This window comes from Enterobacter cloacae complex sp. XAL002, from assembly GCF_049236805.1.
Classification (GTDB): domain Bacteria; phylum Pseudomonadota; class Gammaproteobacteria; order Enterobacterales; family Enterobacteriaceae; genus Enterobacter; species Enterobacter intestinihominis.
In genome coordinates this window covers 225,106-250,911 of record NZ_JBMKJN010000005.1, presented here as the reverse complement: position 1 = coordinate 250,911, position 25,806 = coordinate 225,106, and the positions used below count along the sequence as shown (strand labels likewise).

General features: G+C 53.0%; 25 protein-coding genes. 4 read left to right on the top strand and 21 right to left on the bottom strand.

All coding sequences use genetic code 11. The features are described 5' to 3' along the window. Together ACOT0L_RS07065 and ACOT0L_RS07060 are read right to left on the bottom strand one after the other, a co-directional pair. A partial coding sequence (locus tag ACOT0L_RS07065) for a type VI secretion system contractile sheath small subunit (RefSeq protein ID WP_165587318.1) occupies positions 1 to 170 on the bottom strand: 170 nt, incomplete at its 3' end. A gap of 613 nt (positions 171 to 783) precedes the next feature. Further along, positions 784 to 2,400 carry a peptide ABC transporter substrate-binding protein gene (locus ACOT0L_RS07060; RefSeq protein ID WP_022648286.1) on the bottom strand — a complete coding sequence of 539 codons (1,617 nt, stop codon included), beginning with the start codon at positions 2,398 to 2,400 and terminating at the stop codon, positions 784 to 786. Between the two features lie 183 nt (positions 2,401 to 2,583). On the opposite strand from ACOT0L_RS07060, the gene mpaA reads away from it, so the two are divergent. Next, entirely contained in the window at positions 2,584 to 3,297 is a 714-nt protein-coding gene (gene mpaA / locus ACOT0L_RS07055) for a murein tripeptide amidase MpaA (protein WP_022648287.1), read from the top strand. Here the strand turns inward: mpaA and ycjG are convergent. Next, on the bottom strand, positions 3,288 to 4,253 hold the full coding sequence (gene ycjG / locus ACOT0L_RS07050; protein WP_045308907.1) for an L-Ala-D/L-Glu epimerase: 966 nt from the start codon (positions 4,251 to 4,253) through the stop codon (positions 3,288 to 3,290). The two genes, mpaA and ycjG, sit on opposite strands and share 10 nt — an antisense overlap. A 106-nt stretch (positions 4,254 to 4,359) precedes the next feature. Here ycjG and tpx point away from each other — a divergent pair, with 106 nt between their 5' ends. Then, on the top strand, positions 4,360 to 4,866 hold the full coding sequence (gene tpx / locus ACOT0L_RS07045; protein WP_003856889.1) for a thiol peroxidase: 507 nt from the start codon (positions 4,360 to 4,362) through the stop codon (positions 4,864 to 4,866). Positions 4,867 to 4,900: 34 nt separating this feature from the next. Here tpx and tyrR read toward each other — a convergent pair whose 3' ends face one another. The 3 genes from tyrR to ACOT0L_RS07030 all read right to left on the bottom strand — a co-directional run bounded on the left by tyrR (position 4,901) and on the right by ACOT0L_RS07030 (position 9,000). Beyond that, positions 4,901 to 6,442: a transcriptional regulator TyrR gene (gene tyrR / locus ACOT0L_RS07040; protein ID WP_126502858.1), complete on the bottom strand. Its 1,542-nt coding sequence runs from the start codon at positions 6,440 to 6,442 to the stop codon at positions 4,901 to 4,903. A gap of 111 nt (positions 6,443 to 6,553) precedes the next feature. Then, entirely contained in the window at positions 6,554 to 7,606 is a 1,053-nt protein-coding gene (locus tag ACOT0L_RS07035; RefSeq protein WP_126502859.1) for a YcjF family protein, read from the bottom strand. Next, positions 7,603 to 9,000, bottom strand: coding sequence for a YcjX family protein (locus ACOT0L_RS07030; RefSeq protein ID WP_126502860.1), 1,398 nt, complete (start codon positions 8,998 to 9,000; stop codon positions 7,603 to 7,605). Before ACOT0L_RS07030 ends, ACOT0L_RS07035 begins: the two co-directional genes overlap by 4 nt. A 155-nt stretch (positions 9,001 to 9,155) precedes the next feature. On the opposite strand from ACOT0L_RS07030, the gene ACOT0L_RS07025 reads away from it, so the two are divergent. Further along, positions 9,156 to 10,166, top strand: a complete 1,011-nt coding sequence (locus ACOT0L_RS07025; RefSeq protein ID WP_022648292.1) for a LacI family DNA-binding transcriptional regulator — start codon at positions 9,156 to 9,158, stop codon at positions 10,164 to 10,166. A gap of 33 nt (positions 10,167 to 10,199) precedes the next feature. On the opposite strand, the gene ACOT0L_RS07020 is transcribed toward ACOT0L_RS07025, so the two are convergent. The 15 genes from ACOT0L_RS07020 to pspA form a co-directional block, all read right to left on the bottom strand. Continuing rightward, positions 10,200 to 11,114, bottom strand: a complete 915-nt coding sequence (locus ACOT0L_RS07020) for an OmpG family monomeric porin (RefSeq protein WP_023300241.1) — start codon at positions 11,112 to 11,114, stop codon at positions 10,200 to 10,202. Positions 11,115 to 11,180: 66 nt separating this feature from the next. After that, entirely contained in the window at positions 11,181 to 12,263 is a 1,083-nt protein-coding gene (locus ACOT0L_RS07015) for an ABC transporter ATP-binding protein (RefSeq protein WP_022648294.1), read from the bottom strand. 13 nt (positions 12,264 to 12,276) lie between these two features. Then, positions 12,277 to 12,942, bottom strand: a complete 666-nt coding sequence (gene pgmB / locus ACOT0L_RS07010) for a beta-phosphoglucomutase (RefSeq protein WP_022648295.1) — start codon at positions 12,940 to 12,942, stop codon at positions 12,277 to 12,279. After that, entirely contained in the window at positions 12,932 to 15,211 is a 2,280-nt protein-coding gene (locus ACOT0L_RS07005) for a glycoside hydrolase family 65 protein (RefSeq protein ID WP_126502861.1), read from the bottom strand. The genes pgmB and ACOT0L_RS07005 overlap by 11 nt, the downstream gene beginning before the upstream one ends. Then, entirely contained in the window at positions 15,205 to 16,263 is a 1,059-nt protein-coding gene (locus ACOT0L_RS07000; protein ID WP_126502862.1) for a Gfo/Idh/MocA family protein, read from the bottom strand. Before ACOT0L_RS07000 ends, ACOT0L_RS07005 begins: the two co-directional genes overlap by 7 nt. A gap of 11 nt (positions 16,264 to 16,274) precedes the next feature. Next, positions 16,275 to 17,063: a sugar phosphate isomerase/epimerase family protein gene (locus ACOT0L_RS06995; RefSeq protein ID WP_023300245.1), complete on the bottom strand. Its 789-nt coding sequence runs from the start codon at positions 17,061 to 17,063 to the stop codon at positions 16,275 to 16,277. A gap of 17 nt (positions 17,064 to 17,080) precedes the next feature. Then, complete coding sequence (locus tag ACOT0L_RS06990) at positions 17,081 to 18,133, bottom strand: zinc-dependent alcohol dehydrogenase (RefSeq protein WP_015570403.1); 1,053 nt, start codon at positions 18,131 to 18,133, stop codon at positions 17,081 to 17,083. 28 nt (positions 18,134 to 18,161) lie between these two features. Continuing rightward, a complete protein-coding gene (locus ACOT0L_RS06985; RefSeq protein ID WP_003856865.1) occupies positions 18,162 to 19,004 on the bottom strand; it encodes a carbohydrate ABC transporter permease in 843 nt (280 codons plus the stop codon). Further along, positions 18,991 to 19,872, bottom strand: coding sequence for a carbohydrate ABC transporter permease (locus ACOT0L_RS06980; RefSeq protein ID WP_022648300.1), 882 nt, complete (start codon positions 19,870 to 19,872; stop codon positions 18,991 to 18,993). The genes ACOT0L_RS06985 and ACOT0L_RS06980 overlap by 14 nt, the downstream gene beginning before the upstream one ends. Positions 19,873 to 19,893: 21 nt before the next feature. Continuing rightward, the gene (locus tag ACOT0L_RS06975; protein ID WP_421637254.1) at positions 19,894 to 21,180 is read right to left on the bottom strand and encodes an ABC transporter substrate-binding protein; all 1,287 of its coding nucleotides are present in this window, start codon (positions 21,178 to 21,180) and stop codon (positions 19,894 to 19,896) included. 19 nt (positions 21,181 to 21,199) lie between these two features. Then, positions 21,200 to 22,897, bottom strand: a complete 1,698-nt coding sequence (locus tag ACOT0L_RS06970) for a sugar phosphorylase (protein WP_045308902.1) — start codon at positions 22,895 to 22,897, stop codon at positions 21,200 to 21,202. Positions 22,898 to 23,081: 184 nt separating this feature from the next. Next, on the bottom strand, positions 23,082 to 23,306 hold the full coding sequence (pspD, locus tag ACOT0L_RS06965) for a phage shock protein PspD (RefSeq protein ID WP_006810818.1): 225 nt from the start codon (positions 23,304 to 23,306) through the stop codon (positions 23,082 to 23,084). A gap of 12 nt (positions 23,307 to 23,318) precedes the next feature. Further along, positions 23,319 to 23,678: an envelope stress response membrane protein PspC gene (pspC, locus tag ACOT0L_RS06960; protein ID WP_006810819.1), complete on the bottom strand. Its 360-nt coding sequence runs from the start codon at positions 23,676 to 23,678 to the stop codon at positions 23,319 to 23,321. Then, the gene (gene pspB, locus ACOT0L_RS06955; RefSeq protein WP_022648304.1) at positions 23,678 to 23,902 is read right to left on the bottom strand and encodes an envelope stress response membrane protein PspB; all 225 of its coding nucleotides are present in this window, start codon (positions 23,900 to 23,902) and stop codon (positions 23,678 to 23,680) included. Before pspB ends, pspC begins: the two co-directional genes overlap by 1 nt. Positions 23,903 to 23,951: 49 nt before the next feature. Continuing rightward, complete coding sequence (gene pspA, locus ACOT0L_RS06950; RefSeq protein WP_022651342.1) at positions 23,952 to 24,620, bottom strand: phage shock protein PspA; 669 nt, start codon at positions 24,618 to 24,620, stop codon at positions 23,952 to 23,954. 151 nt (positions 24,621 to 24,771) lie between these two features. Here pspA and pspF point away from each other — a divergent pair, with 151 nt between their 5' ends. Continuing rightward, positions 24,772 to 25,764 carry a phage shock protein operon transcriptional activator gene (gene pspF / locus ACOT0L_RS06945; protein ID WP_185817702.1) on the top strand — a complete coding sequence of 331 codons (993 nt, stop codon included), beginning with the start codon at positions 24,772 to 24,774 and terminating at the stop codon, positions 25,762 to 25,764. The last annotated feature ends 42 nt before the right edge of the window (positions 25,765 to 25,806 follow it).

Sequence of the window (25,806 nt, the reverse complement as noted above, 5' to 3'; positions counted from 1 at the left end):
TTGATTTTCTTCCTTTCGGACAATGGACGATTCTCTTTTCCATTACTGAAATCACCGACAGTGAGAAGTTTAAGCGGCAGTTCGACTTTCTTCTGCGCGCCGCCTGTATGCAGCGCCAGTTTTAAATTTATGCGTGCCTTGGGCACCTCATTCTGAAATGAATCGGCCATAGCAGTCCCTTTCTTTGCAAGAAATACGAGTTAAGTGAGTGACGGGTCTTTACAAAACCATATTAGAGCAAAAGCCCATTCATGATCAACTTTTCAGATCAAAGATCTGCATATGGATTTTTATTAAGAATTTTCCACTAATCACTAGTATTTATAAATTCCAGATATAAGTGGCACGCAGAAAGTATTAACCATTTATTCACAATAGATTAGCAGGAACGTCTGCCTTGATAGAGAATATTGAATTCATTGCCACCTGTCGTTGAATAATTGATTTATATCAATGCTGATTTAAGCATCAACTGCAAAATCGCAGAGACATATCATCTTATTCAATAAACCTCCTGAATATGGAAAAATCCTATATCGGACAAAAGTCAGGTTTTAAATAGCAGGAGTTAAGCTATTACATGGAGGATGTATAAATGCTTGCACGCTTTTCAATAAATTGGAAAAGAGATGTCGCTCGAAGCATTCATCAAAAGAATAAATTATTTTTTATGAAAGGAATTTTGATAATAACTAGCCTGTAGGTACCATGAACCGTGTGTTCAGGCGCTTAAGCGATGTACGGCTATTTGCCAAAACCACTTATGCGCCTTTCCTGTTTTTTTTAATGCTTTTCAATATACATTGTACGACTGTACGCAACATCCTCTGGGTTATTTATCGGATACCCTTTAACCCAGGGCTTAATGAGGCGGCCATTGGTGTATTGATAAATAGGGGCTATCGGCGCTTTCTCGGCGAGGATCTTCTCGGCCATGTTGTAGTCTGCATTACGCGCTTTTTCAGTGGTTTCGAGCGTCGCCTGATGAATAATCTTATCGTAAGCAGGGTCGTTGAACCGTGAGATGTTGCCGGTGTGAGAGGACGTCAGCAGCGACAGGAATGTCGACGGCTCATTATAATCCCCTACCCACGACGCACGGATCACGTCGAAATTCCCGGTATTGCGGCTGTCGATGTAAGTCTTCCATTCCTGATTCTGCAACTTAACGTCAACACCCAGATTTTTCTTCCACATAGATGCGACGGCAATGGCGATTTTCTGGTGGTTTTCAGACGTGTTGTACAGCAGCGTTAATTTCAGCGGGCGCTGGGGACCATAGCCTGCCGCCTGTAATAACGTTTTCGCCTGAGCATTTAGCTCCTGCTGCGACATCTGCTCAAATGGCGAGATTTCCGGTGTAAAACCGGCAGTGACATCGGGAGTGAAATGCCAGGCCGGTTTCTCACCGGTTCCCAGGACTTTTTCCGCCATAATACGTCTGTCGATAGTCATGCTGAGCGCCAGACGTACGCGGGCATCCGCAGTTGGGCCTTTTTGTGTGTTAAACGCGTAGTAATAGGTCCCAAGCTGTGGCGGTGTATATACCTGTCCCGGAATATCTTTAAGCAGCTTCTGGTACATGTTTTTCGGAAATGATTCCGTAATATCAATGTCGCCCGCCAGGTAGCGTTTGGTCGCTGAGGACTCCTGGTTGATCGGCACAAAAGTGACTTTTTTTAGCACCGTGTTGGCGTTATCCCAGTAGTGAGTATTCGGCTCAACCACCAGTTTTTCATTCACCACGCGATCTTTCAGCACATACGCACCGTTGCCGATGAGCGCGCCAGGGCGCGTCCATTCTTTACCGCTTTCCACGTTTGCCTTTTGAACAGGATAGAACGCAAAGCTAGCCGTGAGGTTGCTGAACCATGGCAGCGGTTTATCCAGCTGCACGCGCAGCGTTTTAGCATCGACTGCCGTCACGCCGAGCGTTTCCGGTGCAGCTTTACCATCGATAATGGCCTGCGCATTATTAATACCCGCCAGCGCTGCAAACCAGGCGAAAGGTGACGTAGTTTTAGGATCAACCAGACGACGCCAGCTGTAGACAAAATCTTGTGCCGTCACCGGGGTACCGTCAGACCACTTCGCGTTATCCCGCAACGTAAACGTCCAGACACGGTTATCGTTGCTCTGCCAGCGCGTCGCCACGCCGGGAACCAGCTCCCCTTTTTCGTTCTGATTCACCAGCCCTTCATAAAGGTCGCGGATCACCTGTATCTCGGGTAAACCCACCGCTTTTGCCGGATCGAGCGAGGCGGGTTCATCTTTAATGTGTCGAACCAGCTCCTGCTTTTGCGCCAGCTCCGTTCCCCTGGGAACCTCCGCGGCATATGAAAGTGAAGAAAACCCGCACAGCCACAGCGCAGTGCAAAGAAGCGAAACAGGATGCTTCATACGATCCCCTTAATGATGTCAGGTAACAGGCAGATGCGTAATTATTTGTTTCGAAACGGAGAAATGCAAATGCTTCCTCAGGAAAGTTGATGTCAGGCAATTTTACACACGGACGGAAACTATTTGATTAAGCGCGGGTTTTGCACAACACTGCCAGAAGCGACTTCATCATCAGGGTTTATTATGGCAACCACCCGACCAAGAACGGAACGCGGCGCCTTCCCGCCCGGGACTGAACATTATGGCCGCTCATTTTTAGGCGCCCCACTGATCTGGTTTCCGGCTCCCGAGCCCGATCGCACTAGCGGCTTAATCATTGCGGGCACACATGGCGATGAAAACTCGTCCATCGTGACGCTTTCGTGCGCGCTACGTACGCTGGCCCCCGATTTACGACGACATCATGTGATTTTGACCGTCAACCCAGACGGATGCCAGCTTGGATTACGGGCGAATGCACGAGGCGTTGACCTTAACAGGAACTTTCCGGCAGCAAACTGGCGTGCCGGTGAAACGGTGTATCGCTGGAACAGTTCGGCGCAGGAACGAGATGTGGTCCTGCTTACGGGAGAAAAACCGGGTTCCGAGCCCGAAACCCAGGCGCTGTGTCAGCTTATTCATAAGATCCACCCGGCCTGGGTTGTCTCTTTCCACGATCCCCTCGCCTGTATTGAAGATCCTCGTCATACAGCGCTCGGGCAGTGGCTGGCGGATGCGTTTGCTCTACCTCTGGTAACCAGCGTCGGGTATGAAACGCCCGGGTCGTTTGGCAGCTGGTGCGCGGACCTCAGTCTTCACTGTATCACCGCAGAGTTTCCGCCTATTTCCTCGGATGAAGCGAGTGAAAAATACCTCAGAGCGATGACAGATCTTCTGCGCTGGCAGCCTCAAAGATGAAGTACGCCGGAGGTAAAACTCAGGGCGGGTGAAACGTCAACCGCCAGCCAGGTTGGGCCATCCAGATCGGCAAAACGCACGCTGTTCACCAGCGGGAGTGCAGCACCGATCGCTCTGGACGTGCACAACATACAGCCCAGCATCAGGGAAAAGCCTTGCGCCTGCGCATCTTGTGCCAGTGCCAGGGCCTCGGTTAACCCACCCGTTTTATCCAGCTTGATGTTCACCATCTCGTAGCGGCCCTTGAGGGCTGACAGGCTCTCACGGGTATGACAGCTTTCGTCTGCACAGACGGGAAGCGGATGAATAAAATTCGCCAGCGCGGCATCGTCTTCTGCCGGGAGGGGCTGCTCCAGCATGGCAACGCCCAGATCGGCAAGCAGCTGACAACGGGCTGCCAGCCCTTCGCTGTGCCATGATTCGTTCGCATCGACGATAAGGGTGGCATCAGGTACCGCCGCACGAATGGCGACCATGCGTTCGCTAATCAGACGATCGTCGAGCTTCACCTTTAATAAGGTTGCACCGGTGGCATACAACGCCTGAGCGCTGGCGGCCATTTGCTCTGGTTCACCAATGACCACCGTTTGCGCGGTGACGATCGATTGCGGCAGCGTAACGTCCAGCAGCGAAGGTAGCGGTTTTTGTTGCTTCGCCGCTTCCAGACTCCAGAGTGCGCAGTCAATCGCGTTACGTGCCGCGCCGGCCGGCAACCTCTGCTGAAGAGCCTCACGCGTCAGGCCCGCCTGCAACTCGGGCACCACCGTCATAATTTGCGCCATGACTGACGCCAGGCTTTCTCCGTAGCGAGGATAAGGGGTACATTCCCCGACGCCTTTTACGCCGTCCTCTTCACATTCAACCACGACCACGCAGGCCTCATTACGGCTACCGCGCGAGATCACAAACGGGGTGTGCAATGGCCAGGCTTCTTCATAGACCTTAACGCTTCTCATCACTGACTCCTTGCAGGCCGGAAAGGCAGAAAATTGGTTTGCCGTGCTAACTGTGGATGACATACACTAGCCACGACGTTAACTATTTGTAAACAGGAAGATATCTATGTCACAACTCGTTCATTTCCAGGGCAACCCGGTTGCTGTTGCAGGTTCCATCCCACAGTCTGGCAGCAAAGCACAGCCTTTTACTCTGGTGGCTAAAGATCTGTCTGACGTCACGCTGAGCCAGTTTGCTGGCAAACGTAAAGTCCTGAACATTTTCCCAAGCATCGATACGGGCGTTTGTGCTGCATCAGTGCGTAAATTCAACCAGCTGGCGACCGAAATGGACAACACCGTGGTGCTGTGCATTTCTGCTGACCTGCCGTTTGCCCAGTCTCGTTTCTGCGGCGCTGAAGGCCTGAGCAACGTCATCACCCTTTCCACTCTGCGCAGCCCGGATTTCCTGGAAAAATACGGTGTTGCCATTTCCGAAGGCGCGCTGAAAGGTCTGGCTGCTCGTGCGGTGCTGGTAATCGATGAAAACGACAACGTTGTTTTCAGTGAGCTGGTTAACGAAATCACTACCGAACCGGATTACACCGCTGCACTTGAGGCGCTTAAAGCCTAAACGTAAAAAAGCCTCTGCAAAGAGGCTTTTTTATTTATTCGTCACCCTTCTTCTGATTTAACCCATACTCGCGCAGCTTATTCGCAATCGCGGTATGTGACACCCCAAGACGTTTAGCCAGCTTGCGCGTGCTCGGATAGCTGCGATAAAGCTGCGTTAACACCGAACGCTCGAAACGGCTGGTGATGTCATCCAGCGAGCCTTCCATTGCCTCTTCGCCTGCCGAGACCGTCCCGGCATCGTAATCCGGCAAGAGAATATCCTGAGGACGCAGTTCATACCCTTCAAGCTGAGTTAATGCGCGATAGACCGCATTTTTTAGCTGACGAATATTGCCCGGCCAGCCGTAACGCGTCAGCACGGTACCCAGGTCGGCAGAGAGCTTCGGACGCGGCACGCCCTGCTCGTCGGCAAAACGGGCGACGAACAGTTCCGTCAACGGCATGATGTCCTGCGGGCAATCGCGCAGCGGCGGAATATTGAGCGTCAGAACGTTGAGACGATAGTAGAGATCTTCGCGGAATACTCCTTTCTGCACCAGCTCCACCAGGTTTTTCTGGGTGGCGCAGATGACGCGTACATCCACGTGCACTTCATGATCTTCCCCCACGCGGCGGAACGTACCGTCATTGAGAAAACGCAGCAGTTTCGCCTGCATGCGTGGCGACATTTCACCAATCTCGTCCAGCAACACCGAGCCGCCATTCGCCTGTTCAAAGAAGCCTTTTTTGCCTTCCGGCGCATGCCCGAACAGTTCACTTTCCACCGCATCTTCAGGAATAGACGCGCAGTTCAGCGCCAGATACGGTTTTGCCGCACGCGGGCTGGCCATATGCACAGCATGCGCCAGCAGATCTTTCCCCGTACCGGTATCCCCGGTAATCAGCAGCGGTGCCGTAAGATTTGCCAGCTTGCGCGCCTGGTCGAGCACGTGACGCATCTTCGGGCTCACCGCAATAATCTGGCTAAATGCGCCGACGTCCTGGCTGGAAAGGTTCTGTAACTGGCGTCCCATGCGCACCGTGGAGCGCAGCATGATTACCGCGCCGGTGAGCACCCGCGCGGCATTTTCCCCTTTCAGGTAGACCGGAGTGATCTCCATCAGGAAATTCTGTCCATTGATGACGACGTGCTCGCTATGGGTATTTTGCGGGTTGCTGTCCAGCCAGCGCTGGAAATTAAAACCTGGGATCAATTGCGTGGCGTGATGACCGATAAGCTTTTCCTGAGTCTGCGCAAACAGCTGGCAACTGGCCTGGTTAACGCGCTCGACTTTGTTTTTCAGATCGAGAGAGAGAAACGGCTCCGGCATTGCTTCCAGCAGTGCGCTCAGCGCAAGGTGTTCCCGCTCGGATGGCATCCAAGGGATGGTGCGTACATCCGTAACGCCAGCGATACGGCGGATTTCGGCCATCAGGCTACTGAAGGTATTAAATTCAATTTCGGCAAAATTGAGGTAAATTCGCCCGACAGGGTCGATCTCTATGCCACGTAAATCAATGCTACGTAAAACAAGAAGATCGAGTAACTCGCGGGTCAGACCGAGACGGTCCTCACAAAAGACTTCCAGACGCATGGGAAATTCACCGTTTAAGCCAATAACAGTAAAATGATATGTCAGATCACGGTATTCGGGAAGGTGGCTGTCAACAAATATTGACAGCCCGCACGATTAGTAAACGAAACCTCACTGAGCAGGTTTTTTATTGAGCGTCTCTTTAAGCTGACCAATCAATTCGCGACGGAAATCCCCCAGCCGCGGCTTATCGCCATCGATCCAGGGGAGTGGACGACAAACCTCCATCGCTTTGATTCCTAAGCGTGCCGTCAGCAGACCGGCACCAATCCCCTGCGCCGCCCGGGCAGAGAGACGCGCCGCAAGATCCTGCGACATCCAGTCCATCCCGACCTCCCGCACCAGTTCGCTTGCCCCGGCGAAGGCGATATTCAGCAACACCAGTTTGAACAGGCGCAGTCGGCTGTAATAGCCAAGCTCAATGCCATACAGTCTGGCGATGCGGTTGATCAGGCGCAGGTTGCGCCAGGCGATAAAGGCCATGTCCACCATCGCCAGCGGACTGACGGCAATCATCAGGGTGGATTCCGCCGCCGAGCGGCTGATCTCACGACGAGCCTGCGCATCCAGTACCGGCTGAACAATGTGCGCATAGAGCGTGACCACTTCCTGGTCATTCTGGGTTTCGTGGATCGCCGCATACCAGCGCTGAAGCGCCGGGTGAGAGTGATCTATCCCGGCCTGAGCCGCAAGCTTTTCACAAAAAGCACGCCCTTTTCCGGTGCCGTGGCTGTGCAGCAGATCCCGCGCTTCATCGCGTTCGTGCGCACGCTGACGCAGACGCCAGAGGCGACGCCACTCGGTCACGACCGAGCCGACGCCCGCACCAACGATCAACGCCCCGGCGGCGCATCCCCCTAGCGCTACCCAGTCCTGGGCTTGCCAGGCATTGACGCCCCACTGCACGCCTTGACCAATTATGCTCACACCAAAAAGGGCTAACCCGGCGGTCACCATCTTACGCCACAGGCTGCGTTTCGGGCGCAGTGCCGCATCAACAACCGCTTCCGCCTGCCCCTCTTCAACCATCGGTTCGTCTGCCAGCACGGGAGCAAAGTTGTCGGCCTGCGGCCCGCTGAAGGTTTGCGCCGTTTTAAACGCCTCATGCGGGGACTGCTCAAGCTGGCCGGTAAAATCAATGCGTGGTTTTAACGGTTCCGTCATCGCAATTTATCTCCAATTAAAAACTCCAGCGCGGCATCCAGACGGATATGCGGCAATGGCTGGTCAACGTTCATACTCTGCGGACGGAAGGCTTCGAACTGAAAACCCTGGCTTTGCCAGAAAGCCTGGCCCGGCAGACGCGCCGGAACTTCCCCCGGATAGACCGTGAGCGGCTCACCGTCGCTGAGTCGGTTGCCCCGCAGGGCCGGAATTTTCTCGCCATTCACGTCAATCAACCCACTCTGCGTAGCCTGTACGGACGCCAGACCCAGACAATCCATACTAATCCCTTCGAACGCCGCGTTCTGCCAGGCATCCTGCACCAGCTGTTGCAGCAGGGATACCATGTTGGCGTGCTGATCGACCGTCACATGATCAGCTTTTGTGGCGGCAAACAGCAGCTTGTCGATGACCGGCGAGAATAAACGGCGAAACAGCGTACGCTGGCCATAATGAAAACTTTGCATCAGCTGCGTCAGCGCCAGCCGCATATCATTGAACGCCTGCGGCCCGCTGTTGAGGGGTTGCAGGCAGTCCACCAGCACGATCTGGCGGTCAAAGCGTAAAAAATGATTTTTATAAAAACCCTTAACCACCTTCTCACAGTAATAATTGTATCGCTCGCGGAGCATACCGGCGTTGGTGGTCTTGTCTGCCTGTGCCAGCTTCGATTCGCCGATGCGGTCAACGTCCGGCCACGGGAAAAACTGTAGCGCGGGAGCACCGGCTAGATCTCCCGGCAGAACAAAACGGCCAGGCTGAATAAAATGCAGCCCTTCCTGCTTGCACTGATGCAGGTAATCCGTCCAGGCCTGGGCTATGACAGCCAGACGGTTTTCATCCGCCGGTGCCAGCGGATCCAGCCCTTCGCAAAGCTGGCGCCATTTGGTCGACCACTCTGCCCGCTGCCCCTGCAACAGACCGGTCATCTGCCGGGACCAGCTCAGGTAATCCTGCGCCAGCATCGGTAAATCGAGCAGCCATTCTCCCGGATAATCCACAATTTCGAGATACAGCGTGGACGTTTCTTTAAAGTGACGCATCAGGGATTCATTCGAGCGAAAACGAAGCGCAAGGCGAATTTCGCTCACGCCACGCGTCGGGGTGGGCCAGGCGGGAGGCTCCCCGTATAACTGTGCCAGACCTTCATCATAGGTGAAACGGGGGATGCCAAAATCACGTTGCGGTACGCGTTTTACGCCTAACAATCGCTCCTCGCGCACCGCGCTAAGCAGTGGCAGGCGCGCCCCAGCATGCAGGTTCAACAGCTGATTGACCATCGCCGTAATGAATGCCGTCTTACCGCTGCGGCTCAGCCCGGTAACGGCAAGACGCAGATGGCGATCAACGCCACGGTTCACCAGAGAATTGAATTCGTTTTTAAGTCGCTTCATCGCCGTCCTTCATTGTCTGGAACCCTGAACAAAGTCACTTCAGAATACAGTAAATTGGGGCAGATCGTTGATTATCAATTCTTAATTATTGCTATTGCCGTTTTCTCTCCAGTAAGATGGACGCAATTGCTGTCCGTCTGGAGTGAGTAAGGTGTATGTCACCCACCATCTATGATATTGCCCGCGTTGCTGGCGTTTCGAAATCAACCGTGTCACGCGTTCTGAATAAACAAACGAATATTTCTCCTGAAGCGCGTGAAAAGGTGTTGAAGGCGATAGATGAGTTAAATTACCAACCTAATAAACTTGCCCGCGCACTCACCTCTTCTGGCTTCGACGCCATTATGGTTATTTCGACCCGCTCAACCAAGACCACTGCAGGAAATCCCTTTTTCTCAGATGTACTGCATGCCATAACGGCAAAAGCAGAAGAAGAAGGTTTTGATGTTATTTTACAAACGTCCAAAAGCAGTGAAGATGATCTGCAAAAATGCGTGGGTAAAATAAAGCAGAAGATGATCAAAGGCATCATCATGCTAAGCTCGCCGGCGAACGAGTCGTTTTTCTCGACGCTGGATGAATACGGTGTGCCCGTGGTCGTCATTGGTAAAGTGGAAGGAAATTACCAGAATATCTATTCTGTCGACACGGATAATTTCCGCGACAGCGCCATATTAACAGACTCGTTTATCACGCATGGCCGCACCAAAATTGCCTGCCTGCATGCCCCGCTCGATTATCACGTCTCTATCGATCGCCTGGCGGGTTATAAATTCAGCCTTGAGAAACACGGCATCGAAATTAACCCGACCTGGGTTATCGATGGCGGCTATACCCATGAAAGCGCGCTTCAGGCGGCCTGCCAGCTACTCTCCTCAGACAACCCGCCCGATGCGGTTTTTGCGACTGACAGCATGAAATTGCTGAGTCTTTATCGTGCCGCGGATGCGCTAAATCTGGCGATCCCGGAACAGGTCGCAATGGCAGGATACAGCGACCCGATGCTATCTCTCATTTTAACCCCTGCACCAGGCGGCTTTGATATCCCCACGAAAAAGCTGGGCGAAGAGAGCTGCGATTTGTTGTTCAGGTGCATTGCGGATAAACCTGCGCCGCATAAGGTATTGGTTGAAACACATTTTTCAGATGCAGCTTCGTTACGCTAAAAACCAGGGGCAAACGCCCCTGGTATAACGTCATCAGAACGCGTAATTGACGCCGACACCCGCATAGTGGAAGCGGTCGCTCTCGCCTTCGTCATGATTTTCCCATTCGTAAGCATACTCGAGCGTCATGGAAAGGCCATTCGCAAAGTCATAAGCATAGAGCAGACCCAGTCGATTGAAGTCATGCCCTTCACGAGTTGGATCGTCCTGCCAGTCCCAGTTTGACCAGCGATCGAGCCCCAGACGGGTGTAAGGTGTAAGCGTTGTCTGGCCTAATGAAACAGGCAGGTAGGCACGAATCTCCTGGGTGGAGAATTCACCGTTATTACGTGAACTGTCCATATTGAAGCCACGCTCTAAATAGTAGTTAACTTTTGCAGAGACGGTTTCGTTTATTGTCCAGGTAAATCCGGTTTCCGTTTCGACGCGGCTGTCAGAATAACCGGTTTTTCCCAGGTCATTCGCAAACTGGTACATGGCAAACCAACCGCCAAAACGCCAGTCATCTGTTAATTTCACATCCCAGTCAGGCTGAATTTTATAGCGCTGCATATTAGCACTACCGTCTTTCGCACCGTGCTCATCTTTAAAATGATATCCATAATTACGGAAACCGCCCGTAAGACCCAGCGTAAAATCCTCTGTGCCAATGAAGCGATACCGTAATTCAAATTCAGGACGATCGAAATAGGTGCCGCGCGTCATGCTGCTGTAATCAACCGGGCCTTCCTGATACATCGCCAGTGAAATTGTCCACGCATCATACGTGGCGTTAAACCACACGGAAGGTTCATATAATCCATCTTTATCGTCGCCCTGACCTTCGACGTTTTCAATTTCATACATGGCACCAATATTAAATTCCCACTGTTTGGTTGACTCTGTTGCTTGCGCGCAGCTTACCCCTGCGCACAGAACGAGCGCAGCACTTCTTAGTAGAGTACTCATTAAAATATTCCTTTATAATTAACATACAAAAAAACCGGAAACTTTCATTTCCGGCGAATACCTTTCTTATCTAATAGCTGCTTCAGTATCAGCATCGAAGAAATGGCACTTACTCATATCGAACTGGATGCCGATATTATCTCCTGCAACGTAATCATCCGCCGCTCCCGCACGGACAACCAGTTCATGCCCGCCCACGTTGGCATACAGCATAAATTCTGCCCCAGTCAGCTCAGCGACGCTGATCTTCGCCGCGATGTTTTCACCGCTGCGCTGTAGCGTGAGAATGTCTTCCGGACGGATCCCAAAGACGACCGCTTTGCGCTGGTAACCTTGCGCATTCAGTACGGCCAGCTTCTCCTCCGGGATCTCCAGACGCAGCGTTTCCGTCACGAAGTATCGGTCGTCGATCGCGCCACGAATGAAGTTCATCGCAGGTGAACCAATAAAGCCTGCAACGAACATATTCGCCGGCTCGTTGTAAACCTGCTTCGGCGCGCCCACCTGCTGAATGATGCCGTCTTTTAAAATCACAATACGGGTCGCCATCGTCATGGCTTCCGTCTGATCGTGCGTCACGTAAATCATGGTGGTGTTGAGCTTCTGGTGCAGCTTGCTGATTTCAGCGCGCATCTGTACACGAAGCTTGGCATCGAGGTTTGACAGCGGTTCATCCATCAGGAAGACCCCTGCTTCACGCACTATCGCCCTGCCTAACGCCACGCGCTGACGCTGACCACCTGACAATGCGCCAGGTTTACGCTGGAGATAGTCGCGTAAACCCAGGATCTGGGCCGCCCAGCTAACACGTTCTTCGATGATGGAAGGTGCTATTTTTTGCATCTTCAGACCAAACGCCATGTTGTCGTAGACCGTCATATGCGGATAGAGCGCATAGTTCTGGAAGACCATTGCGATATCACGGGACTTGGCGGGAACATCATTCATGCAAACCCCGTCAATAATCAGTTCACCTGCGCTGATCTCCTCAAGGCCGGCGATCATTCGCAACGTCGTGGATTTCCCACAGCCCGATGGACCGACGAAGACGATAAATTCTTTATCTTCAATCTCGAGATTGAAATCCTTAACCACGTGGACCTGGTTATCATAGATTTTCTGAATGTGTTTCAGAGACAGTTGAGCCATTATTAATTCCTTATCAATACGCCCGGGATGCCCAGAACGCCGTCAGGCGTTCCCAGGTCAGTTCCTGCGTTGAATGAAGTTGTAATCCCGCATGGTTCAGGCCAGGCCCAATCCCGACCGACAGCATTCCTGCGGCGTTGATCGCATCTACCCCTGCGGCGGCATCTTCGATACCAATGGCCTCTTCAGGACGCACGTTCAGTCCTTTACAGGCTGCAAGGAAGATCTCCGGGTCCGGCTTTGAGCGGCAAATGCGCGAAGCATCGGCGCAAAAATCGAAAGCCTGATGAATGCCCAACGCGTGCAAAATCCCAGGGGCATTAAGCGATACGGATGCCAGCCCAATTTTGACCTTCGCGGCGCGAATATCCGCCAGCACGTCGCGAATACCCGGGAGCAGCGAATCCTGCGTCAGTGATGCCAGCGACTGGACGTAAAGCGCGTTTTTTTTCGTTGCCAGCGCCAGGCGCTGCTCGTCACTAAACATCCCCTCTTTCCCGCCATGTTTCAGAATGCGCTGGAGGGAGTCCATACGGCTTATTCCCTTCAGCTGTTCGTTAAATACTTCATCGAAGGTAATACCAATCTCCTCCGCCACGGCGCGCCAGGCCAGAAAGTGAAGATGCGCGGTATCGGTGATCACCCCGTCCAGATCGAATACAACAGCGTTAAGCGTCATGGCGCCCCTCCGTGGTAGCGGTCCCATTAACAGGTGCAAGAAAGTCCTTATGCGCGCAGACTTTTCGCCCTGATACGTGCAGCGTTTTACCCCACAGCGTCAACGTGACAGGTGCGGTAGTCTCAATGGTTAACTGGTCATTTTCACAGGTAATGTGCATTGTTGCGTCCCGCCACCGCAGCGGGAAGGCGAGTTTCTGCCAGTGAACAGGCAGTTTCGGTGCAAGATGCAGCTCCCCTTCGCTAATGTGCAGGCCAGCAAACCCCTGAATAGTGCCCAACCAGATCGCACCGGTGGCGGCGGCATGAATACCGTCATCACTGCTGTGTGGGTCGTCCCCCAGGTCGATGGCGATACCGTCACGCCAGAAGGCATACGCCCCCTCGGTGTCACCGCAGCGTGCGAGCACAATGCCGTGAATGGCTTTACTCAGGGATGAATCATGAATCGTGCGTGGCTCGTAGAACGCCAAATTGGCGGCACATTGCTGCGGCGTAAACCGTTCCGGCAGCAGGTAGTTAAGCATCACCACATCGGCCTGCTTCAGGATCTGCATCTCGTTCACTTCCGCGCGAGAGTAATCAAGCAGAATGGTTTGCTTACCCGCTTTGGCTTTATAGCGGCTCAGATCGATGGCAGGTTTTGCCATGAAGGTATCATCCTGCGGGATCACACCGTCTGCGTCGGCCTCTGGCAGCCACAGGCGCGCCAGGAACTTCCCGGCATTCTCCGTAAAACGCGCATCTTCACGGCCAAACATCGCCATAAACTGACGCGCGCAGGCAACGTTGTGCCAGGCCAGATAGTTGGTGTAGGCGTTGTTGTTGACATGCTCGGTGTATTCATCCGGTCCGATCACGTCATGGATCTCAAGACGACCATTGATTTCCGTCGCGCGTCCCATCCAGAACGAAGCGGTTTCCATCAGTAGCGTCAGCCCCTCATTCCGCATAAAGGCATCGTCGTGTGTTGCCTGCCAGTAAGCGACCACGGCCCAGGCGATATCAGCCACGATGTGATGTTCAGCGAGTGCGGAAGCCACCTTCTGGCGAACCCCGGTGCGGATGTTGATTGCCGCGAATTCTGGCGTCTCTTCCTGTCCGCTGGCCGCACTTTCCCACGGGAACAATGCACCCGGCCAACCGTTACGGCGCGCTTTTTCCCGTGCGCCTGCCAGATTAAGCCAACGATAGCGTAGCAGGCTGCGGGCAATCTGCGGGCGGGTAAACAGATGGAACGGCAGCAGGAAAATTTCGGTATCCCAGAAGACGTGCCCCTTGTACCCCTCACCCGTCAGCCCTTTCGCCGCAATACTGCTTCGCTCATCATGAGCAGGCGTCATTGTCGTCAGATGCCAGACGGCGTAATCCAGCGCCAGCTGATCCTGTTGCTCTGTGGAAGTCACTTCCACACGTGCGTCGCGCCAGACATCTTTCCAGGCATACGCTGAGCTTTCAACCAACGCCTCATAACCTCTTGCCGCACAGACTTTAAGATCGGCCAGCGCGTTGCGCGCGAATGACTCCTGCGACAGCGCTTTCTCGCTACGATGAGCCACCCAGACGATCTTCTCAAGCGTGACAGTGTCACCTCGAGCAATCGTCAGCGAATGATGCACGCTGAGACGGCGGTTTTTGGCGGTGAAACAGCTGTCGCTTTTCGTCGAGAGCTGGCAATACGCCGAAACCACAACCTCAGATGCACGGTCCTGCGTTTCATACACGCCCTGCATGTAGTGCTGGTCAAAGATCCTGACCGAGATTTCATCCAGATGCTGTCTGCCGCTGTTCGTTTGTGTCGCATCTATGCCGGTTTTCAGCACGGCCTGAGCGTCGCCATCAAGCGGTGTGATCGAGAACTGCATTGCCACTAAGGGCAACTGGTCCAGCGAAACAAAACGACGGCTCTCCAGCCGATAACGTTTCCCGTCGGGTGCACGCCAGACAACGTTGCGATGCAGTTCGCCGTTAGCAAAGGCCAGCTCGCGCTGCCATTCAAGAATTTCGCCTGACAGGAGCGTGAAATTGGCGCCATCAAGCTCAACATCAATACCGGTGATATCCGGCAGATTGACCAGCTCAGTAGTCTCGTTGCGACCCGCGCAATGATAAAGCCCCGCGAGATACATGCCTCTGGTCTGCTGGGTGTAATCTTCTTCATGCGTAGCGCGAATGCCCATGTATCCATTCCCGCATGTCATGACAGAGGCATATTTGTTCAGGCTGTGAGGACAAAAGCCCGGATCGTTTAATACAGACACGTTCAGCATAATGTCACGCTTTCCCCTGTTTCTGCTGATTCATAAAGCGCGGCAACAAGCTGTTGTATAACCAGACCCTGTTCTGCGTCAGCGATCATAACGTTCTCTCCCAGCACATGACGCACGAAGGCATCCATACTGCGCAGATGGCGCTGATCGTCCGCCTCTTCACGATGGAAAAGGGTTTCTAAAACACCGGCTTCGTCGTTATAGATATGCGCCGGGAACAGCGTTGCGCCTGCCTTTTCACCGCAGAAAGAGACGTTCATGATGGACTGCTCGCGGATGTTAAGCGCAAAGGAGGTGTCCAGACGCAGAACGCCGCCGTTGCAGAATTCAATCGTGCCAAACAGGGCATCTTCCACGGTAAACTGCGTAGGATCCCATTCGCCAAACTGACCGTTGTGTTTCCGGTTCCCCAGTCTCTGGAAGCTGTGCGCGGTTACCCGCTTCACAGCCGGGAAGCCCAACACGTACATCGCAGCATCCAGCATATGAATGCCGATATCGATAAGCGGCCCGCCACCCTGGAGCGATTTATTGGTGAAAACGCCCCACCCCGGCACACCGCAGCGACGCAGCGCCTGCGCGGAAGTGAAGTAAATTTCACCGAGTGTGCCGTTCATTACCGCATCGCGCAGGAGCTGGGTGTCCAGGGCAAAGCGATGATGAAAATCATACGCAAGGACTTTTCCTGCCTTGCGCGCCGCGATGCGCATCTGGTCGGCCTGTTCCGGCGTCATTGCCGGCGGCTTTTCACACATCACATGGCAACCCGCTTCGAGAGCCGCCATCACATGTTCAAAATGGAACCGGTTAGGCGAACAGACGCTCACCACATCCGGTTTTACTTTCTGCAACATCTCGTGAGCGTCCTGCCATGCCGTTGGAATGGCATAACGTTCCGCGAACGCCTGTGCCTGCTCAAGGCGGCTGTCCATGACAGCCACCATTTGAACATCACTGCGCGTGGCGTAATACGAGGCATGCACTTTGTCTGCAACCTGCCCGGCGCCAATGATGGCGACGCGCAGAGGCAAAGGTGTAGAAGCACTCATCACGCTCGTCATCCTTAGCATTCACGCAGGTAATTGAGTGAGTCCTGATAGGCTTGAGCCGGATCGTCGGCACGAACCCGGCACTCGTACACCACATAACCCTGATAGTTATCAGCACGCAGCTGACCGAACAGGCTTGCGAAATCAAGGCTGCCGCTGCCCGGCTGATAGCGGTGGTTATCAGCAATATGCACATGACCCAGCAGATCGCGGTTGTGATGCAACGCTTCCGTCAGTGAGTCTTCTTCAATGTTCATGTGGTAGAAATCACCGATGATCTGCACGTGCTTCAGGCCGTTCTCTTCGATGTAACGACGCGCGTCGGCCAGGGTGTTGATCATATGATCCTGATAGCGGTTCAGCGGCTCCAGGTAGACGGTAGTACCGGTGCGCGCTGCTACCTCATCCAGCCAGCGCAGGGAAGCGCTGACCGCTTTGCGATCGCCGTCCAGGCTACGTGGCGAAGTCATTGGCGGCAGACGGAAGGTAAACATCCCCCAGGCAGCTGGGACGATAATCCCTTTGCCGCCCACTTCTGCCAGCGCTTCCAGAATGCGTTCAATCTGCTGGAGACCGTTCAGGCGGCGTTCTTCGATGAAATCCCCGATCCAGCCATCGTATCCGCCACACGCCGTCGTAACCGGCAGACCGGTGGCTTTGATAGCGGCTTTCACTTCGTCGAGATGTTCAACCAGCAGCCGGCCATCTATTTCGTAGCCATCAAATCCCATCGCTTTGATGTATTTGAATTTTTCCATGATAGTGGTCGGGAAAAAGGCCTGGTTTTGTGTTGCGATTTTCATGATTTGCTGTCCTTAGCTTAAAAAGTAACGCCCATTTTGATACTGAGTTCCGGGTGCTGATCGACATACTTCATGTAGCTTTCCGGGCTGGTGGTGAAGGTGACGACCGGGTCGATCAGATCTTCACAATTGAGATAACCGTTCATCAGCAATTCCCAGCAGGTCTCTTCAATACGCTTGCGACTCCAGCGTGGATAATCCGGGTTGGGTTCACTGCATGCGCGGGAGAAGACAATCTTCGCGTTGTTGAAGTGTGCTTCGCGGCCCAGGTTGAAGCCTGCCGCAAAAGGTTTGGCGAAAGCCACGTAAGAGATCGTGCCGCCGTAGGCAAGTCCGCGCAGCGCAGATTGCAGCGCATCTGCAAAGCCGCTGGTTTCGATGATCACATCCGCGCCCTGCTTGCCGGTCAGTTTCTTAATTTCAAGACCGACATCGGTACCGATTGGGTTCAGGCAGTGGTCTGCACCGTGACGGCGGGCGATCTCACAGCGATGTTCAATAGGATCGACACCAATAACCACTGACGCGCCAGCTTTTTTCGCCAGCTGAATCGCAATCTGGCCAATAGCGCCCAGCCCGACAACTACAACGAAATCCCCTACGCGGACGTTAGCATCACGCACGCCGCTCATGGCGAACTGAGCCGGATCGTAACAAACAGCGTTTTTCCAGGATGCGCCCTGCGGCATTTTGCGCAGCTTATAGTTGTTCACCGCGTTGACGATGACCGTTTCCTGCAATGGGCCGTAGCAGCAAACGCTGTCGCCGATCTGGTATTCCGTTACGTCCGCACCACATTCGATGATGTCGCCGACGATCATGTTTCCCAGCTGGAATTTACCAAATTCGATGCCGCGTGCTGCCCCCTCTTCACGTGGGGTAAACATCTGCCACTCGGCGTTAAACTCTTCATCAATGAACGGGCTTGCCGCGCGGAAATCCACAACTTCGGTGCCGTGTTTCGGGGCGCCATAACGGGCACGAATCTTCACTTCATGTGCTGCAACAGGACGATCTTCGTATTCCACCAGCGCCGCTACACGAGGCGCTGTCGCAACTAATTTTTTCATGACTCACTCCTTGTTAAAATCGGCCGCCTCAGCCCTTTACGCCGCCGGCGGTCAAACCACTTTTAATAAAACGTTCAGACAGGGCATACATAATGACAACGGGCAGTGCCGTCACCAGCGATGCCGCCATCATGCGACCCCAGATGTAATCTGGCGTACTGAAGAGCGTGTTCAGCCCCACCGGCAACGTGAAGTTGCTGGCGCTGGACAGGAAAATGGAGGCGAACAGGTAGTCATTCCACGCCACCATGAAGCAGTAAACGAAGACTGACACCAGACCCGAGATCGCCAGCGGCACGGTGATGCGGAAGATGATTTGCAGGCGGTTCAGGCCGTCCATCATCGCGGCTTCTTCTATCTCATCCGGGATAGTGTCGAAATAGCTGCGCAGCATAAAGACCGCAGTCGGCAACGTCTGCGTCACCATGGTGATGATCAGCGCCAGTTCGGTGTCATAAATGCCGAGCGCGGTGATGATTTTGAACAGCGGCACTACCAGCAGGATCCCGGAGAACATATAGACGGTGTAGAAGCTCGCATTGATCGTCGTGCGCCCTTTAAAGCGCAGTTTGGATAACGCATAAGCGCCCAGCGTACCGAGAAACACCGCAATGACCGAGGAGGTCAGCGACACCACCATGCTGTTACGGAAATAATCCACAAACGGGAAAATCAGCGGGTTAAAGATGTCGATGTAGTGCTGTAACGTCCACTCCTGCGGCAGGATAGTCGGGTGCAGTGAGATCGCCTCTTTCGCGCTTTTGAACGATGTCATCAGCATCACAAAAAACGGAAACAGCGTGATAATCAGGAATACCGCCAGTCCCAGATAAAAACCGATACGGCCCAGAACGCGTTTATTTGTTGCCATTGAGGTTTACCCTTTTTCTGGTCAGCAGAATGACAGCGAAGATGATCACAAACAGCACAACGGAAATGGCGGCTGCTTTACCCAGGTCATTGAACGCAAAGGCGGTTTTGTAGAGATATACGCCCAGAATGTCGACCTTGGTGGTGAGCAGATAAACATCCGCAAACATGTAGAACATCCAGATGGTGCGCAGCGTGACCACCGTGGCCAGCACCGGCATGATGGCGGGCAACGTCACGATACGAAAACGCTGCCAGGCATTCGCCCCGTCCATCTCTGCCGCTTCGTACAAGGATTTATCAATGGTCTGTAGAATCGCGAGGAACGAGATAAAGGCATACGGGAAGTAACGCCAGATGGCGAACAGCACGACCAGGACAAAACTGCTGCCAGGGTTATCGAACCACAGCGGCGCCTGATCGTAGAGATGCAGCAGATCAACGCCAAGATAGTTCACAATTCCGTAGCCGTTGTTGAACATGTATTTCCAGGCAAATACCAGTGAAATAGACGGCGTCACATAGGACAGTATCACCAGTGAACGTGCCGTTTTCCGCATGCGGAATTCACGGTTAAAGAAGATCGCTACGGCCAGCCCCAGTCCGGTGCTGCCGATCACCACCAGCGCCGTATACCAGAACGTCATCCACAGGGAGTGCCAGAACGCAGCATCGCCCAGGATGCGAATGTAGTTATCCAGACCGACGAACACCGCATCAATACGCGGATTCAGCGGTAAACGTAAAAAACTGATTTCAATGTTAGAAATCATTGGCCAGGCCACCAGGCCCCCCAGCAAAATCAGGCTGGGGGCCAACAGCAGCATGGCGAAAGGCATATCTGAACGACCAGAAAACAACGTCTTCATAATTCCCTTCGCAAAGCGCTCCTATCGTTGTGATATCAGGTCAGTCAGTTTCTTCTGGCTGTTGCTTAACGTCGCACTGAGATCTTTTTGTCCCACCGTCACGTTATGCACCATGGAACTGATAATGCCGGACCCGGTAACATCTCCCATGCGGGTAAAGTTCTTGTCGCCCACGGCACCAAACACCTGGACGTTCCGGAACTGCGCAATCAGCTCGTAAGGCAGTTGACCAAAGGCCTTGATAACGTCGTTGTTTTTCCAGGAATCTGTGCCCACCACGAGTTTATTGACCGGTAGCGCGGCGCCCGGAGACATCATGACCCAATCAGAGGCGTTCTGAGCCTGCTCCATCCAGGTGACAAATTGCTCGGCGGCCTGCGTTTCCTCTTCGGTCTGGCCGGTAGTGATCGTCAAAGAAGTGATCATGCCGTACACGGCTGATGATTTTTCCGTCGGGACAACGAACCCCAGGTTGGCCGGATTGCCATCTTTGAAGACCGCGGGCAGGATATAGGTAGAGTAAACGGCCATAGGCGCAGAACCGTTCATGAAGGCGTCTTTGATCTCCATGACATCATTCGAGCCCGGCATGGTGTTCGCGGCCAGTGCCCTATAAAACTCCAGCGCTTTCGACATCTCAGGGGTATCGATTTTCACGCTGCCGTTTGCATCAAAGACGTTGGCCCCTCCTGACAAAGCAAATTGCGAGAAAGCCTGCTCCGTCATGACGCTTTCTGCGGTTGGAAGCGCGATACCGTAATGTTTTTTAGCCGGATCGTTGAGCGCCTGACTGGCTTTCAGCAGTTGCTCCCAGTTGTGCGGCTCTTCAATACCCGCTGCCGCGAGCGCATCTTTGTGATACCAGACGCCGGACAGCCAGGCGCTAACCGGCACCCCCGTCCATGCGTTGCCATCTTCCGTGCGAACCACGCGTAAAATGCCGTCGTAAAATGTCTCCTCGCCCACCGCCTTGACGGCGCGGCCGATGGCGTCACGATCCAGCAACTGCTCTTTATCCATGACTTTGGCGTAGTCATGACTGATCTCTATCACCTCCGGTAGCGCACCGGTACGGGCCAGAGTAATAACCTTGGTGTTATAGGCATCTTCCTCAACGGGTACCTGTTTCACCGTTATAGTCGGGTTCTCTTGTTCGAATTTTTCAATCAATTTCGTGATAACGGCCTGACGCTCCTGTTCTACCGACGAGTGCATAAACTCAATGGTGACCTGAGATGCTTTATCGTCCTTACAGCCTGATAACAGGGCGCACGAAACCAGTGCTGATAACAGCACAATTTTTGGCATTTTTATTTTAGGGTCCTTTTTAGTTTTCTTTAATCCACATTACCTGCCATGGATTGAGGATCAGCTCCGTACCGCTAATATCCTGTCCTGATAATAACTCCTTACCAGAAAGCGTTTGTTCATAAACGGTCTGCATTTTATTGCTAAAATTAAATAATGCTGTAATTCGCTCGCCATTTTCAGCAACACGAATAATTTTAAGAATTTGTTTACCCACTGCGTCGAAAGCAGCCTGACTATCCGGATGGAACGCCCTCTCACCGCGACGAATAGCGATAAACTCACTCAAACGAGAATAAATTTGATAACGAATACTCTTCTTATTATTCAGTTCGCTATCAAGCTGCCCCGCCGTGTATTTTTTCCGGTTAATCGCGCGGTTATATCCGAGGCGTTCGACGCCTTCATAATCGTTCCGCGAACCAAGAATGCTCTGAATATAAACAGCCGGGACGCCTGGGAAACTTAACAACACAGCATGCGCGAGGAGGAACCGTGCAATACGTTCCTCATCTGAACTGTCTTGTAAACTTAACGCATCAAGATAGGTGACATTAATTTCATAAGGGCTTCGCGTTCCGTCAGGATTATTTTTCCAGTTGACCAGCGCGCCTTCCTGCTGAAGATTTTCGACCAACGAGAGGATCTCTGATTCCGGAAGAATACCGCGCAGCGGATTCAAACCGATACCATCATGCGAGGCCAGGAAATTAAACCATGTAGTGTGTGAAGAAGGCAGTGCCAGCGACCCCGCCCATTGGCAAAGTGCTTTCACATCCTGACGATGAACGGCATGCAGCACCAGCGGAGGTAAGGAAAACTGATAGACCATCTGGGCTTCGTTTTCACCATCACCGAAGTAAGAGATGTTGTCTTTGTGCGGAACATTTGTCTCAGTAATGATCACCGTTCCAGGTGCCACGGCGTCCGTAATGGCGCGGAACAGCTGAATAAGGCAATGGGTTTGTTCCAGATGGATGCAGGTTGTTCCCGGGATTTTCCACATAAACCCGACCGCATCCAGACGGATATAACGCGCCCCTTCCATGAGGTAATGGAGCAGAACGTCAACCATTGCAATCAGCACCTGCGGCGAGGCGAAATTGAGATCGATCTGGTCATCGCTGAATGTAGTCCATAAATGACGAACGCTGCCATCATTAAGCGTAAACGGCGTCAACAGCGGTAGAGCGCGTGGGCGCGTCACCGCGGATAAATCGGTTTCCGGGTCGACAGAAATAAAGAAATCTTCATAACCAGGCTTCTGCGCAAGATAATTCGCAAACCATTCGCTTTTCGCTGACATATGATTGCAAACGAAATCAAACATTAAGCTGGCTGACTGTTTTAATTCCGCGACATCGCGCCAGTTTCCCGTTTCAGGTGCAACGGTATGATAATCAATAACGGAAAAACCATCATCTGATGACCAAGGATAGAAAGGTAAAAGATGGACATGAGAAAAAGTACGAGAAAGCCACTCATTATAGAACCGGGTAAATACCGGCAATGCTTTCTCCCCTTTCGCGGAGATCTGATCGGCATAGGTAATCAGAACAACATCTTTTTCATCCCAGCCTGACTTACGCTTCTCCGTAATATTAACCGCCGCCTGTTGAAGCTTAGTTAATAACACGTCAAGGTGTGCATCTGAAAATGATTCACCGTAAATATGATTGATAAGGTATTTAATTTTTGCGTTCACATTATTTTCCATGGTAGCGGTCCCACGGAGTGGCAATCTACTCCCATGAAAAATATCTGTCAACGGACCTGGGGGCTGAAAAAGGCATTCTCAAAGCAGCGCAACGCAGTAATGTGAGCTGCCGCAAAGAAAGAGAAAAAGCAGAGGGGGAATTCATGCCCTCTCTCAGCGCGAGAAAGGGCTTATATGAGCGGGATTAGCGTGAAAAGTAGCGACGTGAAACGCGTTTTGCCAGTTTTTGTAACAGCGGCTCCAGGGCGACCGCCAGCAACATTCTGACCGGCTTACGGGCAACAGACTTGATCGCCCAGCCCGCCACACCAGCCGGACCATAACGTAACGCCGTCATCAGAACCAGTTTACCTGCGATTTTCAGGCCGGGTTTTACCTTCTGACCGGCCTGTTGCCAGTTTTGTTTCATGTAAGTTCTCTCTTAAAGCTGACGGAAACGACTTCTCAGCGTAAAGGTATCGGAGGTGACATAACGTTCCATCTCGCGCAATCGCTTCTCCCCTGCGCTCAGCTGTTCATCCACCGCGTTAAGAAGATCGCTGCTGGTTGGCGTGTTTTCCGCATCCAGCTCACCTTCCGGCATCGGATCAAGTACAAACGACAGAATGATGTAAGCCACCAGTGTAATAAAGGCCAGGCCAAAGAAAATCGACAATACGGTGACCACACGTACCAGTTTTACCGGGACATCCAGATAGTGTGCCAGCCCGGCGCAAACGCCCCGAACCATGCCCTGCTGCGGGATGCGCCACAGTTTTTTATTCAGATTTAGTCCAGCCATTAACGCTCCCTCCAGTTCGGGTGTTCCGCATCCAGGATGGCTTCCAGCGCCTGAATACGTTCGCGCATTTTGTTTGCCTCAGAAGAGAGCTGCGCCAGCCGCTGTTGCTCGCTTTGCGACAGCTCCCCGCGAGAAGAGCGGTTGCTGTAGTGCAGCCATAACCAGATGGGCAGAACAAACAGCACGAAAATTGTCAGGGGTATTGCCAGAAAAAGCGCGCTCATGTGTACTCCTTGTCTTGCGATGCGGCACGCTCAGGTGCCGCAGGATTTATTATTGGTTGTCTTGCTTCATTTTGGCTTTCAGCGCCGCCAGCTGCTCGCTAATTTCATCATCGGCTTTCAGGTCAGCAAACTGCTGATCCAGGGTTTTCTGCTTACCGATGCTGTGGCTTTCGGCTTCCGCTTCCATGTGGTCGATACGACGTTCGAACGATTCGAAACGCGCCATCGCTTCATCCAGTTTACCGCTGTCCAGCTGGCGACGCACGTCGCGGGACGAACTTGCAGCCTGGTGGCGCAGCGCCAGCGCCTGTTGACGTGCACGGGTTTCGCTGAGTTTGTTTTCAAGCTCACCAATCTCTTTCTTCATACGCGTCAGAGTATCATCCACCAGCGTCACTTCATGTTCCAGCGTGGCAACCATATCGGTCAGCTTCTGCTTCTCAATCAGCGCAGCGCGGGCCAGATCTTCTTTATCTTTGCGCAGCGCCAGTTCAGCTTTTTCCTGCCACTCGTTAAGCTGGGCAGTCGCCTGCTCGATACGACGCGTTAACTGCTTCTTCTCTGCCAGCGCGCGGGCGGAGGTGGAGCGTACTTCAACAAGCGTGTCTTCCATCTCCTGAATCATCAGGCGCACCAGCTTCTGCGGATCTTCTGCTTTCTCCAGCAGCGAGTTGATGTTGGCGTTCACGATGTCGGCAAAACGAGAAAAAATACCCATAATTCAATCCTCATAGTTCTGTTATCGGGCGATGCCCTGCTGAGTAGTTAATACAAATCCCATGCCAACTTTTTATCTTATTGATTTTACTGAGTGTGATTGATATTTATCCATCCAGCGGCTATTCTCACCTGGTGAATATCACTAAGGAGTGGTTAATTTCATCATGGCTGAATATAAAGACAATTTGCTTGGCGAGGCAAACAGCTTCCTGGAAGTGCTTGAGCAGGTATCGCGCCTGGCGCCGCTGAATAAACCGGTGCTCATTATCGGTGAGCGCGGAACGGGTAAAGAACTTATCGCTAACCGTCTGCACTTTCTGTCTGGCCGCTGGGACGGGCCTTTTATTTCGCTTAACTGCGCGGCGCTGAATGAAAATCTGCTCGACACGGAGCTTTTCGGTCATGAAGCCGGCGCGTTTACTGGCGCACAAAAACGGCACCCCGGTCGTTTTGAACGTGCCGACGGCGGAACGCTCTTTCTCGACGAGCTGGCGACCGCGCCAATGCTGGTGCAGGAAAAGCTGCTGCGCGTCATTGAGTATGGCGAACTGGAACGCGTTGGCGGAAGTCAGCCGCTTCAGGTTAACGTTCGCCTGGTGTGCGCCACTAACGCCGATCTGCCCGCGATGGTGGCAGAAGATAAATTCCGCGCCGACCTGCTGGACCGGCTGGCTTTCGATGTCGTCCAGTTGCCGCCGCTGCGTGAGCGGCGCAGCGATATCATGCTGCTGGCCAATCAATTTGCCATTCAGATGTGCCGGGAACTGGGCCTGCCGCTCTTTCCGGGCTTCAGCGAACAGGCCACCGAGACCCTGCTCGGTTACCACTGGCCGGGGAATATCCGTGAACTGAAAAACGTGGTGGAACGGTCTGTTTACCGTCATGGCAGCAGCGAGACCGAACTGGACAACATTATTCTCGATCCGTTTCGGCGCGAGGTTAAACAGCCCCTTGCTCCGGCGGCGCGCCAGCATGATCCGGCGTTGCCGCTCGATTTACGCCAGTTCCAGCATCAGCAGGAGCAGCAACTGCTGGAACGGAGCCTGAAAGAGGCGAAATATAACCAGAAACGGGCAGCTGAACTGCTGGGTCTGACCTACCATCAGTTAAGGGCATTGCTCAAAAAACATCAAATGCGCTGACATTATCAGCACTTACCCCCAGACATTTTTACGAAGCAGGCG

What these genes read in the sequence shown, in the direction of transcription:
- ACOT0L_RS07060 (WP_022648286.1), bottom strand. Translation starts at nt 2,400, where the DNA reads ATGAAGCATCCTGTTTCGCTTCTTTGCACTGCGCTGTGGCTGTGCGGG.
- mpaA (WP_022648287.1), top strand. Translation starts at nt 2,584, where the DNA reads ATGGCAACCACCCGACCAAGAACGGAACGCGGCGCCTTCCCGCCCGGG.
- ycjG (WP_045308907.1), bottom strand. Translation starts at nt 4,253, where the DNA reads ATGAGAAGCGTTAAGGTCTATGAAGAAGCCTGGCCATTGCACACCCCG.
- tpx (WP_003856889.1), top strand. Translation starts at nt 4,360, where the DNA reads ATGTCACAACTCGTTCATTTCCAGGGCAACCCGGTTGCTGTTGCAGGT.
- tyrR (WP_126502858.1), bottom strand. Translation starts at nt 6,442, where the DNA reads ATGCGTCTGGAAGTCTTTTGTGAGGACCGTCTCGGTCTGACCCGCGAG.
- ACOT0L_RS07035 (WP_126502859.1), bottom strand. Translation starts at nt 7,606, where the DNA reads ATGACGGAACCGTTAAAACCACGCATTGATTTTACCGGCCAGCTTGAG.
- ACOT0L_RS07030 (WP_126502860.1), bottom strand. Translation starts at nt 9,000, where the DNA reads ATGAAGCGACTTAAAAACGAATTCAATTCTCTGGTGAACCGTGGCGTT.
- ACOT0L_RS07025 (WP_022648292.1), top strand. Translation starts at nt 9,156, where the DNA reads ATGTCACCCACCATCTATGATATTGCCCGCGTTGCTGGCGTTTCGAAA.
- ACOT0L_RS07020 (WP_023300241.1), bottom strand. Translation starts at nt 11,114, where the DNA reads ATGAGTACTCTACTAAGAAGTGCTGCGCTCGTTCTGTGCGCAGGGGTA.
- ACOT0L_RS07015 (WP_022648294.1), bottom strand. Translation starts at nt 12,263, where the DNA reads ATGGCTCAACTGTCTCTGAAACACATTCAGAAAATCTATGATAACCAG.
- pgmB (WP_022648295.1), bottom strand. Translation starts at nt 12,942, where the DNA reads ATGACGCTTAACGCTGTTGTATTCGATCTGGACGGGGTGATCACCGAT.
- ACOT0L_RS07005 (WP_126502861.1), bottom strand. Translation starts at nt 15,211, where the DNA reads ATGCTGAACGTGTCTGTATTAAACGATCCGGGCTTTTGTCCTCACAGC.
- ACOT0L_RS06995 (WP_023300245.1), bottom strand. Translation starts at nt 17,063, where the DNA reads ATGAAAATCGCAACACAAAACCAGGCCTTTTTCCCGACCACTATCATG.
- ACOT0L_RS06990 (WP_015570403.1), bottom strand. Translation starts at nt 18,133, where the DNA reads ATGAAAAAATTAGTTGCGACAGCGCCTCGTGTAGCGGCGCTGGTGGAA.
- ACOT0L_RS06985 (WP_003856865.1), bottom strand. Translation starts at nt 19,004, where the DNA reads ATGGCAACAAATAAACGCGTTCTGGGCCGTATCGGTTTTTATCTGGGA.
- ACOT0L_RS06980 (WP_022648300.1), bottom strand. Translation starts at nt 19,872, where the DNA reads ATGAAGACGTTGTTTTCTGGTCGTTCAGATATGCCTTTCGCCATGCTG.
- ACOT0L_RS06975 (WP_421637254.1), bottom strand. Translation starts at nt 21,180, where the DNA reads ATGCCAAAAATTGTGCTGTTATCAGCACTGGTTTCGTGCGCCCTGTTA.
- ACOT0L_RS06970 (WP_045308902.1), bottom strand. Translation starts at nt 22,897, where the DNA reads ATGGAAAATAATGTGAACGCAAAAATTAAATACCTTATCAATCATATT.
- pspD (WP_006810818.1), bottom strand. Translation starts at nt 23,306, where the DNA reads ATGAAACAAAACTGGCAACAGGCCGGTCAGAAGGTAAAACCCGGCCTG.
- pspC (WP_006810819.1), bottom strand. Translation starts at nt 23,678, where the DNA reads ATGGCTGGACTAAATCTGAATAAAAAACTGTGGCGCATCCCGCAGCAG.
- pspB (WP_022648304.1), bottom strand. Translation starts at nt 23,902, where the DNA reads ATGAGCGCGCTTTTTCTGGCAATACCCCTGACAATTTTCGTGCTGTTT.
- pspA (WP_022651342.1), bottom strand. Translation starts at nt 24,620, where the DNA reads ATGGGTATTTTTTCTCGTTTTGCCGACATCGTGAACGCCAACATCAAC.